Source organism: Caldovatus aquaticus (assembly GCF_019458025.1).
Classification (GTDB): Bacteria; Pseudomonadota; Alphaproteobacteria; order Acetobacterales; family Acetobacteraceae; genus Caldovatus; species Caldovatus aquaticus.
Map to the genome: position 1 here is coordinate 66,947 of NZ_JAHZUY010000006.1, position 12,231 is coordinate 79,177.

The following is a 12,231-nucleotide window of genomic DNA, read 5'->3' on the forward strand; positions in this document are numbered from 1 at the left end:
CATGCACGAAGGGTTGGTGTGGCGGCTCCGTGCATGCGGGCGATCAGGTTCGCTCGATCTGCGAGATGAAGGTGCGGGTCCGTTCGTGGCGCGGCGCGCCGAAGATCTCCCCCGGCGTCCCCTCCTCCACCACCATCCCGTCGGCCATGAACAGCACCCGGTCGGCGGCGGCGCGGGCGAAGCCCATCTCGTGGCTAACCACCACCATGGTCATCCCGTCCTCCCGCAGCTCGCGCATCACCGCGAGCACGCCGCCCACCAGCTCCGGGTCGAGCGCGCTGGTCGGCTCGTCGAACAGCATCACGCGCGGCTCCAGCGCGATCGCCCGCGCGATCGCCACGCGCTGCTGCTGCCCGCCGGAGAGCTGGCCAGGGTAGTGGTCGGCGCGGTCGGCGAGGTGCACCCGCTCGAGCGCCGCCCGCCCGCGCGCCTCCGCCTCCGCCCGCGGCAGGCCGAGCACCTTGCGCAGCGCGAGCGTGACGTTCCCGAGCGCCGTCATGTGCGGGTAGAGGTTGAAGCCCTGGAACACCATGCCGATGCGCCGGCGCGCCGCGTTGATGTCGGTGCGCCGGTCGAGCAGGTCGATCCCGTCCACGACGATCGAGCCCGCGCTCGGCTCCTCCAGTCGGTTCAGGCAGCGCAGCAGCGTGGACTTGCCCGAGCCCGAGGGGCCGATCACGAACACCAGCTCGCGCTCGGCCACCACCAGGTCCACGCCCTTCAGCACGTGCAGCGCGCCGAAGTGCTTGTGCACGCCGCGCGCCTCGATGATCGGGCGGGTCATCGCGCCCGCTTGTCCCTCCCCGGGCGTGGCCGGCCCGCCCGGCGCCTCATCCGCAGCGCGGCGTGTGCGGGGTCGGGTCGTAGCCCGGCATGTCCGGCACGCCGTAGCCCGGGAAGACGATGTTCTCCGCCTGGTCCGGGCCGGGGCGGTTGCCGAACCAGCGTTCGGACAGGCGCGCGATGGTGCCGTCGAGCTTCATGCACTCGATCACTTCCTCCACCTGGTTGCGCAGCGCCGCGGAATCGCGCCGGAACGGCGTTCCCCAGTGGAAGCGCGTCCCCGGCAGCACCCAGTCGGCCACGAATTGCGGCGTGCGCGAGGCGCTGTAGCGGATCACCGTGTTGCCCGAGAGGTTGGCGTAGGCCCGCCCCTGCAGCACCGCCTGCACCGCGTCCGGCTGGGTGTCGAAGGCGAGCAGCGTCAGGTTCAGCCGCTCCGCGTTCCGCGTCACCCACTGCTCGTAGGGCGTGCCCTTGTTGACGCTGATCGTCTTGCCGCGCAGGTCCTCCTCGGAGCGGATCGGCGGCGTGCCGCGGCGGATGCCGAACTGCAGCTCGGTCCAGAGGTAGCCCTCGGTGAAGAGCAGGTTCTCCGCCCGCTCGCGCGTCACCGTCGTCGGCGCGCAGAGGAAGTCGTAGCGGCCGGCGTTCAGCGCGGGGATCAGGCCGGAGAAGCTCGCCGGGTCGATCACGATCTCGCGCCCCATGCGGCGCGCGACCTCGCGGAACAGGTCGATCTGGAAACCCTGCACCCCGCCCTGGAGCGAGGGGAAGGCGTGCGGGGCGAAGGTGCCGTCCACCGCGCAGCGCAGCGGCGGCTGCTGGGCGCGCGCGGGTCCGGCGAGGGCGATGGCGGCGGCGGCGAGCCCGAACAGGGCCGCCGCGAGACGGGGGCGTCGCATCCTGGTCGTCTCCCATGTCCGGCGTTCCGGTGCGGGACGACGATCCCAAAACAACCGGGCGCTGGCAATCGTTCTCCCGCCGGCCCCGCCGGGCAGCGCCCTCCGGCCGCACCCGGAACGACCCGGGCCCGGCGGCCTGCCACGGAAATGCCCGATCCGCGTCCCGCCGTCGCCGCGAGGCCTTCCGAGATTGCCGGGGGACCACCCCCGAAGGGAACGCCCCGATGCGCACCGCCACCGACACGCTGCGGACCGCCTTCGCCCTCGGCCTGGTCGCCGCGGGCCTCCTGCTCGACCTGTTCCTCGTCGTGCTGATCCTGGGCGAGGGCTTCGCCCCGGCGCGCCTGTCCACCGGCGCCGCGGCCGCCGCCGCCGTGCTCGGCGGGCTGATGCTGCTGACCGGCCTGTTCCTGATCGAGCCGCGCCGGCCCGGCGACGCCGCGACCGGGCGCCGCGCGGAACGCCCGATGCTGGCTTCGCGCTGACCGCGGAACGGCCGTCGCCCCTCAGGCCCGCTCCGGGTAGAGCGAGAGAAGCCCCGCCTCGGAGGCCGCACAGCGGCCGCGCTCGGTGATCAGCCCGGTCACCAGCCGCGCCGGCGTCACGTCGAAGGCCGGATTGACGGCCGGGCTGCCCTCCGCGGCGACGCGCACCGTCACGACCCGCCCGTCCGCGGCGCGCCCCGCGAGGTGCGTCACCTCCGTCGCGTCGCGCTCCTCGATCGGGATCTCGGCGAGGCCGTCGCGCACGCGCATGTCGAGCGTCGAGTGCGGCATCGCGACCCAGAACGGCACGCCGTTGTCGCGCGCCGCCAGCGCCTTGAGGTAGGTGCCGATCTTGTTCGCGACGTCGCCCCGGCGCGTCACCCGGTCGGTGCCGACGAGGACGATGTCCACCTCGCCATGCTGCATCAGGTGCCCGCCCGCGTTGTCCGCCACCACCGCGTGCGGCACCCCGTGCCTGCCGAGCTCCCACGCCGTGAGCGCCGCGCCCTGGTTGCGCGGCCGCGTCTCGTCCACCCAGACGTGGAGGGGAATGCCGGCGTCGTGCGCCTGGTAGATCGGGCTCAGGGCGGTGCCGTAGTCCACCGTCGCCAGCCAGCCGGCGTTGCAGTGCGTCAGCACCTTCACCGGCTCCCCCGGCGCCTTGCGCGCGGCGATCTCCTGCAGCAGCGGCAGGCCGTGCTCGCCGATGCGGCGGCAGGTTTCGACGTCGTCCTCGGCGATCGCCGCGGCCTCGGCATAGGCGGCGGCGGCGCGGCGCTCTTCCGGCTGGTTGCGCAGCGCGGTGCGCATGCGCTCCAGCGCCCAGCGCAGGTTGATCGCGGTCGGGCGCGTGCGGCCGAGCGCCTCGCACACCCGCTCGAGGTTCGCCGTCGAGGGATCCGTCCGCATCGCCAGCGCCACCCCGTACGCCGCGACGGCGCCGATCAGCGGCGCGCCCCGCACCTGCATCGTGCGGATGGCGTGCGCGACCTCTTCCGCCTCCGTCAGGCGCAGGATCTCGAGCGTCCAGGGGAGGCGGGTCTGGTCGAAGATCCGCACCGACCAGCCGTCCTCCTCGTCCACCCAGACGCTGCGGTAGTGCCGGCCGTCAATCCTCATCGCGATCCATCCGTCCCCTGCTGCCCGCGCCACGGCGCGGCGGCGAGCACCGACAGCACGGCCAGGCACAGCGCGCCGAAGGTCAGTACGGCGTTCGCCGCGTGCGAGTACTCCCACCGCGTGCGCGGCATCTCCCATCCCGGCACGGGGTTCGTCCAGTTTTCGGTGGCGGCGTTCGCCGGGCAGGTCCAGGCGAGGAAGATCGCCAGGTTCGCCGCCATCAGCACCGCCGCCATGAGCGCCAGGGCGGAAGGCCGGACGGTCCGCCGGGTCGCGAAGGCGAGCAGCAGGTTCGCGAACAGCGCCGGGACCAGCACCAAGCCGAACAGCGCCCAGCCGCGATAGATCCCCTGGACGACGAAGTACGCCTCCTGCGCCAGGCCGATCTTGTTGGGCAGCGCGAACAGGTGCGCCCCCGCCGGCACCAGGCCCAGCGCGGTCAGAACGATCGCGAGGAATTGCAAGGTCTTCAGGGCCATCCGGACCCCCAGGCTCGCCGGGCGCCGCGGCGCCGAGGCGCCAACGCGCCGCCCCGGGCGCGGTCGCCCGCCCCTCCGGCGGCCGGTCCGCGGCTCAGACCCGCTGGTGCAGCGCGCAGACCAGCGTGAACAGCCGCCGCGCCGTGTCGAAGTCCACCGCCACCCGGCCCCGCAGCCGCTCGGCGAGCAGTTCGGCGCCCTCGTTGTGCAGTCCCCGCCGGCCCATGTCTATGGCCTGGATCCGCGCCTCGCCCTGGCATTCCGCCACCGCGCGCTCGTGGCTCTCGACCACCATCTGGTAGTCCTTGATGAGCCGCCGGAACGGCCCGAGCGCGAGGGCGACGGCCCGCAGCGGCCGGTCGTCCGCCCCGTCGCGGATGTCGAGCACCAGCCGCCCCTCGCGCAGCCACAGGCGCAGCGCGAAGGGGCCGGGGCGGGACACGCCGGCGGGAAGGAAGCGGTTGCTGCAGAGCAGGTCCTCGACCGCCTGGCGGCGGTCGGCCTCGGCATAGGCGCTGGGCGGCGCGCCGGCCTCGGGCAGTTCGATGCGGATCAGGTCGCGGCACGGCGCCTTGGCGGCGCCACCGTCGCCGCCGGCCGGCACCGGTGCTGCCCGCTGCCGTTCAGGCATGGCCCCGGTCCCGTCCGGAGGCAGCGCCGGTGCCCGCCGCCCCCGGCGGACGGGCGGGCGCCACCGCCGCCACTCCGCCCTGCTGCTCGGTGCCGGTGATGCCGAGGCGCATCATCCAGCCGACCACCGCTCCCTTCACCGGCCGCAGCATCAGCGTGCAGACCGCCGCGAAGAGCGGCAGCCAGAGCGCCATGTGCACCCACATCGGCGGCTGCCAGGCGCGCTCGACCCACAGCGCGCCGGGCAGCAGCAGATGCCCGGCGAGGAAGATGGTGAAGTAGGGCGGCGCGTCGTCCGCCCGCAGCGCGCCGAGCGAGGCGCCGCAGACGGCGCATTCCGGCGCGAGCCGCAGATAGCCCGCGAACAGCCGGCCGCCGCCGCAGGCCGGGCAGCGGCCGGCAGCCCCGCGCGTCAGGCCGGCCCAGAGCGAGGGGGGGCGGTGCGGAGGCGGCGGGGGAACGGGCGCGAAGCGGTTCGGTTCCCAGCGCATGGCGGCGATGTTCCTGTCCCTCCGGCGGGCCGAAGACGATCGGAGCGAGGCGCCGCCAGCGAGGGCGGTCGCGCCGCCGCGCGAGCCATGCGCCGGCTCTTGTGCAACGCACAATCTAAGGCCCCGCATGGCCGAATCCAAGCCTCGTCATCGCGCATCCGCCGTCTTGTCCCCGCCGGGCGGCTGGGGGAAGCTTCCTCCATGAGCGCCGCCGGCCGCATCCTGGTCGTGAACCCGAATTCCTCGGTCTCCTGCACCGCCGCGATCGCCGCCGCGGTGGCGCCGTTCGCCGCCCCCGGCCTGCCGCGCATCGAGGTGATCCGCCTCGCCGACGGCCCGCCGGCGATCGCCACCTGGCGCGACTGGTACGGCGTCGCCGAGCCGCTCTGCCGCCTCGTCGCGCGCGAGCCGGCCGATTGCTACGTCATCGGCTGCGTCTCCGATCCCGGTCTCGAGGCGGCGCGGACGGTCACCGGCCGCCCCGTGCTCGGGATGATGCGCTGCGCCGTCGCCGCGGCGCTCGCGCGCGGCGAGCGGTTCGGCATCGTCGCCTTCCTCGAGACATCGCGCCCGCGCCAGCGCCGCGTGCTGCAGGCGATGGGCGTGGAGCAGCGCTGCGTCGGCTCGGTCCCGCTCGGTCTCGACATGGAGACGCTGACCGACCCGGTCGCGCCGCGCGCGCGGCTGCAGGCGGCGGCGCGCGAGCTGGTCGCGATGGGCGCGGAGGTCGTGGTGCTCGGCTGCGCCGGCATGGCCGGCCATCGCGCGGCGGCGGAGGACGCGGCCGGCGTGCCGGTGATCGAGCCCTGCCAGGCGGCGGCGGCGCAGGCGCTGCTCGCCGCGCTGACGGCCCGGCGCGGCGCGGCGCCGGGGCGGGCCGATGCGGCGGCGTAGCCGCGCGGGAACGGCGGCGGGCCGGGCCCCTGCCGGCGCCGCCGCTCGCCCTGCGCTCGCATGATGCAAGGGAGGAACGCATGTCCGTCGCCACCAGCGCGCTGCGCGGCAATGCCGGGCCCCGCTACAGGCACCTCGCGCCCGAGGGCGCGCCCTACGAGACCATCAAGGTCGAGAAGCTCACCCCGATCATCGGCGCCGAGATCGGCGGCGTGGACCTCGCCAGCCCGAGCGACCGGCAGATGGAGGAGATCCACCGCGCACTGGCCGAGAACCTGGTGATCTTCTTCCGCGACCAGCACCTGACGCCGGAGCAGCACCTCGCCTTCGGCCGCCAGTTCGGCGAGCTGCACATCCATCCCGCCGCGCCGCACGAGCCGGGCCACCCCGAGCTGATGATCATCAGGACCGAGAAGAATTCCTCGCGCGCCAACGGCGAGGGCTGGCACAGCGACGTCTCCTGCGACCCCGAGCCGCCGATGGGCTCGATCCTCTACCTCAAGGAGGTCCCGCCCTGCGGCGGCGACACGCTGTTCGCCAGCATGTACGCCGCCTACGAGGCGCTGTCGGACCGCATGAAGGCCTATCTGGAAGGCCTGACCGCGATCCACGACGGCGAGCACGTCTATCGCGGCCTCTACGCCGACCTCGGCGTCGCCGACAAGCCGAGCTATCCGCGCGCCGAGCATCCGGTGATCCGCACCCATCCCGTGACCGGCCGCAAGGCGCTGTTCGTCAACCGCGGCTTCACCGTGCGCATCAACGGCATCCCGCGCGACGAGAGCGACGCCATCCTGCGCTACCTGTTCGATCTCGCCGAGCACCCCCTGTTCCAGTGCCGCTTCCGCTGGCGCGCCAACTCCATCGCCTTCTGGGACAACCGCTGCACGCAGCACCGTGCCATGTGGGACTACTGGCCGCACACGCGCTACGGCAACCGCGTCACCGTCAAGGGCGAGCGGCCGGTGTGAGGGTCGGGGGCGAGGGCGGGCGCCCGCCGGCGCCTATCCCAGCCGCACCCCGGCGGTGCGGATCACGCGCGCGAACAGCGCCTCCTGTTCCGCCGCCCGCACGCCGCCCGGCCGCCAGACCGGAGGCGCGACGCTGCCGGTCTGCTCGGTGATGCGGCGGTAGGCCTCCGGGCGGCGGTGGCACGCGAAGTCGAAGATCGTGCTGCGGCCGAGGGCGCACATGTCGAGGTCGCAGTCGGCGACGATCAGCTCGTCGTCCCAGCTCGTCGCCTGGGCCATGATCTCGCCCTGCGGGTTGACGATGACGGAGTGGCCGAACAGCTCGTGCCCGTCCTCGGTGCCGGCCTTGGCGGTGGCGACGGCGAAGCAGGCGTTCTGGTAGGCGCCGGCCTGCACCGAGAGGTGCGAGTGGAAGACGCGCAGGTGGTGCGCCTCGAAGCCGCGGTTTTCCATGTTGAGCGAGGGCGTGTTGTAGCCGCGCATGACGATCTCGACCTGCTGCAGCCCCATCACGCGCCAGGCCTCCGGCCAGCGGCGGTCGTTGCAGATCATCAGGCCGACGTTGGCCTCCTGAGCGCCGACCGGGGCGCGCACCACCGGGAAGCCGAGGTCGCCGACCTCGAAATAGCGCTTCTCCAGGTGCTGCACCCTGCGCCGCGGGTCGTACTCGGCGTGGCCGGGAAGGTGGACCTTGCGGTACTTGAGCACGATCTCGCCCGAGGGGTGGACGAGGATCGCGGTGTTGAAGCGGCGCCCCTCCGGCGTCTTCTCGGCGTAGCCGAGGTGGAAGGCGATACCGTACTTCCGCGCCGCCTCGAACAGCGGGGCGGTGGCCGGGGAGGGCATCGCCGTCTCGTACCAGTGGTCGGCCGCGGCGAGGTCCTCGTGGTACCAGCGCGGGAAGAAGGTGGTCAGCGCCAGCTCGGGGAAGACGACGACCTCGGCGCCGCGCCGATGGGCGAACTCCATCAGCCGGACCATGCGGCCGACCGCGACCTCGCGCCCCTCCGCCTTCTGGATCGGACCGAGCTGCGCGGCGGCGAGGGTGACGAGGCGGGGCATGGGCGGATCCCCAGGCGAGCGGGAGGAACGGGCGGCCGGCGAGGGCCTGGATCATGAAGCCGAGCGTGGCGGCCGACCAGAACGCGGCGGCGGCGAGCAGCGCCGGTCGCGCGGCGCCCTCCGGGGTGCGGGCGCGGAGTGCGAGGCCGGGCGGACAGGTCACCTGCGCCACCCCGCCAACCGACGCGGCGGCCGCAGAGCCGATCGCGGACGGCCCCGCGGCCGGGAGCGTGAATCGGCTCTGCAGACGATGCGAGAGCCGATCGCGGACGGCCCCGCGGCCGGGCGCGCGAGCCGGCCCCGGCGCGGCGGGGGATGGCCTTCCGCGCCGCTACTGCTCGCTGATGCCGGCGGCGCGGATCACGACCGCCCAGCGCTCGACCTCGGAGGCCACCAGTGCGCGCAGCGCCTCCGGACCCATCTGCTCCGGGCGCGGCGGGACCGAGCCGAGCTGCTCGATGCGCTGCCGCACGGTGGGATCGTTCAGCGCGGCGGCCAGCGCGCCGGAAAGCCGCGCCACGACCGGCTCCGGCGTGCCGCGCGGGGCGAAGATCGCGTTCCAGCCCTGGAAGAGGAAGTCGGGCACGCCGGCCTCGACCGCGCTCGGCACCTCGGGGGTGCGGGGGCTGCGCTCGCGCGCGGCGACCAGCAGGCCGCGCATGGTCCCGGCCTGGATCTGCGGCACCGCGGCGGGGGCGAGGACGCAGGCGCTGTCCACCTGGTTCGCCACCACGTCGTTCACCGCCGGCCCCTCGCCGCGATAGGGGATGGAGTTGAAGCGCAGGCCGGTGACGTGCATCAGCAGCGCGCAGGCGAGGTGGTTGGTCGAGCCGACGCCGGCGTGGCCGTTCGAGACGCGGCCCGGATTGGCCCGCGCCAGCGCGGCGAATTCCTGGAAGGTCCGCGCCGGGTGGCCGTTGCGGACGACGAAATAGAGCGGCGTGCCGGCGATCAGGCCGATGGGCGCCAGCTCGCGCGGGTCGTACTGCGCCGAACGGTAGATCGAGGGCGCAGCGGAATGGCTGCCGAGACTGCCGACGGTGAGGGTGTAGCCGTCCGGCGCTGCCTGCGCGCCGCGCGTCGCGCCGATGGTGCCGCCGGCGCCGCTGACGTTCTCGACCAGGATCCTCTGGCCGAGGGTGCGCGCCATGTGGTCGGCGGCGATGCGGGCCAGCACGTCGGTCGCGCCGCCAGGGGCGAAGACGACGATCATGGTGATCGGGCGCGTCGGGAACTCCTGCGCGGCGCCTGCGGGCGGCAGGCCGAGCAGCGCGGCGAGGACCGCGGTGGCGAGGGCGACAAGGCGGGGCATGGCGGTTCTCCTCGCTTCGGTGACTGTGCCGGTCAGGAGTGCGGCGTCCGGGCACGCCGGCCGACGGGCTCGATCGCCTCGTTCAGCAAGCTGACGGCATCCCCGCCGTTGCGGCGGAGACGGTCGAGATGCCGCCTTATGGCTGCGCGGCATTCCTTCGCCTCGCCGCCGCGGCGGCGGACGTCGTGGCCCTGACGGAAGCAACCGCGGAGCGCTGTCCATGGTCGCCCGAGCGGAGCCCAGGCGCGGGTGGTCTGCGCCAGCCTCACGCGACCAGGCCGAGCTCGCGCGCCTTGATCTGCATCGCGAGCGTCTTCGAGAAGATGCGGCACTGCGCGAGACTGCCGGCGATGAACCAGAGCCCGGGCTGGGCGGTCGGGCGCCACATGTTGCGCAGCTCGCCCTCCGCGTCGAAGCCCCAGACCGGGCCGATGCGCTCCGCGATCGCCGCGCCGAGGACGCGACGCACCACCTCCTGCTGGTTCTCGTAGCCGGTGGCGAGCACGATCAGGTCGGCGGGCCTCACCGTGCCGTCCTTGAGACAGGCCCCCTGCGGCCCGAAGCGCTCGATCGCGTCGTACTGCAGCAGGCCGACGCGGCCATCCACGATCATCTCGGAGCAGCCGGCGTTGAAGTAGTACCCGCCGCCACGGTCCTGGTACATGATCTGCCAGCCGGTGTCGTCGGGCCCGAAGGTGAGGCGGAAGCCGCGCCGCTCCAGCCCCTCCAGCAGCGCCCGGTCGGCCTCCCGCCCCTTGGCGGTGAGGAGCTGGTGGGCGCGGCGGAACACCGGATAGGGGAAGGAGGTGGCGAGGAGGTCGCAGTCCTCGAAGGGGATGCCCTCGTCGTAGAGGGCGTAGGCGGACTGCGCCTCCCTGAGGCTCACCACCATGGTCGGGCTGCGCTGGATGATGGTGACCTCGGCGCCGCCGGTGCAGAGGTCCTGCGCCACGTCGTGCCCGCTGGTGCCGGTGCCGAGGACGAGCGCCCGCTTGCCGCGCCATTCCGTGCTGCTGCCGTAGTCGCCGGAATGCAGCACCGTGCCGCGGAACTCCTCGAGGCCCGGCAGGTCGGGCGTGACGGGGATGCTGCTGACGCCGACGGCGAAGACCAGGTGGCGCGGGCGCATCACCCGCTCCGTGCCGTCGGCGCGCTTCAGGCGCACCTCCCAGCGCCGCGCCGCCTCGTCCCAGGCGCCGCCGGCGAGCTCGGTGCCGGTCCAGACGTTGAGCTCCATCGCCTCGGCGTAGAACTCGAACCAGTTGGCCAGCATGTCCTTCGGGATGAACACCGGCCAGGTCGGCGGGAAGGGCAGGTAGGGGAGGTGGTTGACGCGCGTCTCGTTGTGCAGGGTGAGGGCGTGGTAGCGGCGGCGCCAGTTGTCGCCGAGCCGCGCCTCGCGGTCGATCACCAGCGTGTCCACGCCGAGCTGGCCGAGGCGGGCGGCGACGGAAAGGCCGGCCTGGCCGGCGCCGACCACCAGCACCGCCGGATCGCGGTCGGCATAGGCGCGGGCGCGGGTACGCCGGTCGAGCCAGTTCTCGCCGCCGAAATTGCGCGTCCAGTCCACCTGCTTCCAGCGGCGACCGCCGGCGGCGGGGTCCTCGTGGCCGCGGATCTCGTCGAGCGCGGTCAGCAGCGTCCAGGCGCGCGGCTCGCCTTCCGCGGCGATCAGGCGGACGACGCCGTTGCAGGGGCCGATGGCGGTCTCGAAGGTGAAGATCGCCTCGATCGCGTCGGTGCCGGCGCGCCGCACCCGCCGCGGCGGCGTGCGGCCGGCGGCGAGGGCGAAGCCGCGCGGCCGCATCGCGCCGAGCGCCGCGGCGAGGCGCTGCGCGATGGCGCCGGGGCCGGAAGCGGTGCGCAGGTCCCAGGTGAAGGCGAGGATGTCGCGCCAATGGCTGTCGCCTGGGTGGAACAGGCGCGCGATCCGTGCCGCGTCCCCGCCGGCGAGCGCCTCCTCGAAGGCGCCGAGCCAGGAGGCGGCGGCCGCCTCCGCCGAGGTGCCGATCAGGATGCCGTCCATGGCGTCGTCTCCTCCCGCCTGGGCGGCGCCGGCGGGACGGGCCGGCGCCGGGGCCTCGCCGCCATACTGGGCGGCATCCGCCGGCGCGGCAACCCGGCCCGGTCAGGGCGGCGGGACGGCGCCGACCTGCTCGACGATGCGCCGGTAGTGCTGGGGACGGCGGTGGGCGGCGAAGTCGAACATCTTCTCCTTGCCCTGGCGGCAGGCGTCGAGGTCCACGTCCGCGACGATCACCTCGTCCTCGAGCGTCCGCGCCTGGGCGACGACGCGGCCATCGGGGTCCACGACGACGCTGCCGCCGATCAGGCCCGCGCCGTCCTCGACGCCGGCCTTGGCGACGGAGACCGCCCAGGTGGCGTTCATGTAGGCGTTGGCCTGCACGGCGAGGGTGGAGTGGAAGGTGCGCAGCTCCGCGCTCTCGCTCTCGCCGCCGTTGGGGTCGTAGGCGGCGGAGTTGTAGCCCATCAGCATCAGCTCCACCCCCTGCAGGCCGTAGCAGCGCCAGGCCTCCGGCCAGCGGCGGTCGTTGCAGATCAGCATGCCGAGGACGGGGGAGCCCCATTCGCGCGGGCCGCGGAAGGCGGGGAAGCCGAGGTCGCCGTACGCGAAGTAGCGCTTCTCGAGCTGCTGGTAGCGCTGGCCCGGGCGGATCTCCCGCGAGCCGGGGAGGTGGACCTTGCGGTACCTGCCGAGGATGGCGCCATCCGGGCCGGTGGTGATGGCGCTGTTGAAGCGCCGGCCGTCCTCGGCGAGCTCGGCGTAGCCGAGATAGAAGCCGACCCCGAGCGCACGGGCGCGGTCGAAGAGCGGCTGCACCTGCGGGTTGGGCATGGCGCGCTCGAAGTAGGCGAGGAGCTCGGCCTCCTCCATCGGCCAGCGCGGGAAGAAGGTGGTGAGGGCGAGCTCGGGGAAGACGACGAGCTGCGCGCCCTGCGCGGCGGCGTTCTCGAGCAGGGCGATCAGGCGGTCGAGCGTACGGGCGCGGGAGTCGGCGCGCTGCACCGGTCCCATCTGGGCGCCGGCGACGCGGATCGTGCGGGAGGCGGTCATGGCGGCGTTCGTCCTCGGGGCGGAAGG

At 74.0% G+C, this 12,231-nt stretch carries 13 protein-coding genes; 3 read left to right on the forward strand and 10 right to left on the reverse strand.

The features are described 5' to 3' along the window. Nucleotides 1–43: 43 nt before the first annotated feature. Both K1J50_RS04475 and K1J50_RS04480 read right to left on the reverse strand, forming a co-directional pair. Nucleotides 44–784: an amino acid ABC transporter ATP-binding protein gene (locus tag K1J50_RS04475; protein ID WP_220116236.1), complete on the reverse strand. Its 741-nt coding sequence runs from the start codon at nt 782–784 to the stop codon at nt 44–46. A gap of 46 nt (nt 785–830) precedes the next feature. Further along, nucleotides 831–1,685, reverse strand: coding sequence for a transporter substrate-binding domain-containing protein (locus K1J50_RS04480; RefSeq protein WP_220116237.1), 855 nt, complete (start codon nt 1,683–1,685; stop codon nt 831–833). Between the two features lie 224 nt (nt 1,686–1,909). Between K1J50_RS04480 and K1J50_RS04485 the strand changes: the two genes are divergently transcribed. After that, nucleotides 1,910–2,170, forward strand: a complete 261-nt coding sequence (locus K1J50_RS04485) for a hypothetical protein (RefSeq protein ID WP_220116238.1) — start codon at nt 1,910–1,912, stop codon at nt 2,168–2,170. 21 nt (nt 2,171–2,191) lie between these two features. Here the strand turns inward: K1J50_RS04485 and mtnA are convergent, their stop codons facing one another. The 4 genes from mtnA to K1J50_RS04505 form a co-directional block, all read right to left on the reverse strand. Further along, nucleotides 2,192–3,289 carry an S-methyl-5-thioribose-1-phosphate isomerase gene (mtnA, locus tag K1J50_RS04490; protein WP_220116239.1) on the reverse strand — a complete coding sequence of 366 codons (1,098 nt, stop codon included), beginning with the start codon at nt 3,287–3,289 and terminating at the stop codon, nt 2,192–2,194. Further along, nucleotides 3,286–3,768 carry a hypothetical protein gene (locus K1J50_RS04495; RefSeq protein ID WP_220116240.1) on the reverse strand — a complete coding sequence of 161 codons (483 nt, stop codon included), beginning with the start codon at nt 3,766–3,768 and terminating at the stop codon, nt 3,286–3,288. Before K1J50_RS04495 ends, mtnA begins: the two co-directional genes overlap by 4 nt. 94 nt (nt 3,769–3,862) lie before the next feature. Continuing rightward, complete coding sequence (locus tag K1J50_RS04500; protein ID WP_220116241.1) at nt 3,863–4,399, reverse strand: UPF0262 family protein; 537 nt, start codon at nt 4,397–4,399, stop codon at nt 3,863–3,865. Next, on the reverse strand, nt 4,392–4,889 hold the full coding sequence (locus tag K1J50_RS04505; RefSeq protein ID WP_220116242.1) for a DUF983 domain-containing protein: 498 nt from the start codon (nt 4,887–4,889) through the stop codon (nt 4,392–4,394). Before K1J50_RS04505 ends, K1J50_RS04500 begins: the two co-directional genes overlap by 8 nt. A 201-nt stretch (nt 4,890–5,090) precedes the next feature. Between K1J50_RS04505 and K1J50_RS04510 the strand changes: the two genes are divergently transcribed. After that, nucleotides 5,091–5,783 (forward strand): aspartate/glutamate racemase family protein, encoded by a 693-nt coding sequence (locus K1J50_RS04510; RefSeq protein WP_220116243.1) that lies wholly within the window; start codon nt 5,091–5,093, stop codon nt 5,781–5,783. An 80-nt stretch (nt 5,784–5,863) separates the two neighbouring features. Continuing rightward, complete coding sequence (locus K1J50_RS04515; protein ID WP_220116244.1) at nt 5,864–6,754, forward strand: TauD/TfdA dioxygenase family protein; 891 nt, start codon at nt 5,864–5,866, stop codon at nt 6,752–6,754. A 33-nt stretch (nt 6,755–6,787) separates the two neighbouring features. Here the strand turns inward: K1J50_RS04515 and K1J50_RS04520 are convergent, their stop codons facing one another. The 4 genes from K1J50_RS04520 to K1J50_RS04535 all read right to left on the reverse strand — a co-directional run bounded on the left by K1J50_RS04520 (nt 6,788) and on the right by K1J50_RS04535 (nt 12,204). Further along, nucleotides 6,788–7,816, reverse strand: a complete 1,029-nt coding sequence (locus tag K1J50_RS04520; protein ID WP_220116245.1) for an N-carbamoyl-D-amino-acid hydrolase — start codon at nt 7,814–7,816, stop codon at nt 6,788–6,790. Between the two features lie 331 nt (nt 7,817–8,147). Further along, entirely contained in the window at nt 8,148–9,128 is a 981-nt protein-coding gene (locus K1J50_RS04525) for a Bug family tripartite tricarboxylate transporter substrate binding protein (RefSeq protein ID WP_220116246.1), read from the reverse strand. Nucleotides 9,129–9,393: 265 nt separating this feature from the next. After that, complete coding sequence (locus tag K1J50_RS04530) at nt 9,394–11,154, reverse strand: flavin-containing monooxygenase (RefSeq protein ID WP_220116247.1); 1,761 nt, start codon at nt 11,152–11,154, stop codon at nt 9,394–9,396. Nucleotides 11,155–11,256: 102 nt separating this feature from the next. Then, a complete protein-coding gene (locus K1J50_RS04535) occupies nt 11,257–12,204 on the reverse strand; it encodes an N-carbamoyl-D-amino-acid hydrolase (RefSeq protein ID WP_220116248.1) in 948 nt (315 codons plus the stop codon). Nucleotides 12,205–12,231: the final 27 nt, after the last annotated feature.

Excerpts from the sequence above, each read along its gene's own strand:
- K1J50_RS04530 (WP_220116247.1), bottom strand. The coding sequence starts at position 11,154 with ATGGACGGCATCCTGATCGGCACCTCGGCGGAGGCGGCCGCCGCCTCC.
- K1J50_RS04535 (WP_220116248.1), bottom strand. The coding sequence starts at position 12,204 with ATGACCGCCTCCCGCACGATCCGCGTCGCCGGCGCCCAGATGGGACCG.
- K1J50_RS04525 (WP_220116246.1), bottom strand. The coding sequence starts at position 9,128 with ATGCCCCGCCTTGTCGCCCTCGCCACCGCGGTCCTCGCCGCGCTGCTC.
- mtnA (WP_220116239.1), bottom strand. The coding sequence starts at position 3,289 with ATGAGGATTGACGGCCGGCACTACCGCAGCGTCTGGGTGGACGAGGAG.
- K1J50_RS04495 (WP_220116240.1), bottom strand. The coding sequence starts at position 3,768 with ATGGCCCTGAAGACCTTGCAATTCCTCGCGATCGTTCTGACCGCGCTG.
- K1J50_RS04515 (WP_220116244.1), top strand. The coding sequence starts at position 5,864 with ATGTCCGTCGCCACCAGCGCGCTGCGCGGCAATGCCGGGCCCCGCTAC.
- K1J50_RS04505 (WP_220116242.1), bottom strand. The coding sequence starts at position 4,889 with ATGCGCTGGGAACCGAACCGCTTCGCGCCCGTTCCCCCGCCGCCTCCG.
- K1J50_RS04485 (WP_220116238.1), top strand. The coding sequence starts at position 1,910 with ATGCGCACCGCCACCGACACGCTGCGGACCGCCTTCGCCCTCGGCCTG.
- K1J50_RS04520 (WP_220116245.1), bottom strand. The coding sequence starts at position 7,816 with ATGCCCCGCCTCGTCACCCTCGCCGCCGCGCAGCTCGGTCCGATCCAG.
- K1J50_RS04475 (WP_220116236.1), bottom strand. The coding sequence starts at position 784 with ATGACCCGCCCGATCATCGAGGCGCGCGGCGTGCACAAGCACTTCGGC.
- K1J50_RS04500 (WP_220116241.1), bottom strand. The coding sequence starts at position 4,399 with ATGCCTGAACGGCAGCGGGCAGCACCGGTGCCGGCCGGCGGCGACGGT.
- K1J50_RS04480 (WP_220116237.1), bottom strand. The coding sequence starts at position 1,685 with ATGCGACGCCCCCGTCTCGCGGCGGCCCTGTTCGGGCTCGCCGCCGCC.
- K1J50_RS04510 (WP_220116243.1), top strand. The coding sequence starts at position 5,091 with ATGAGCGCCGCCGGCCGCATCCTGGTCGTGAACCCGAATTCCTCGGTC.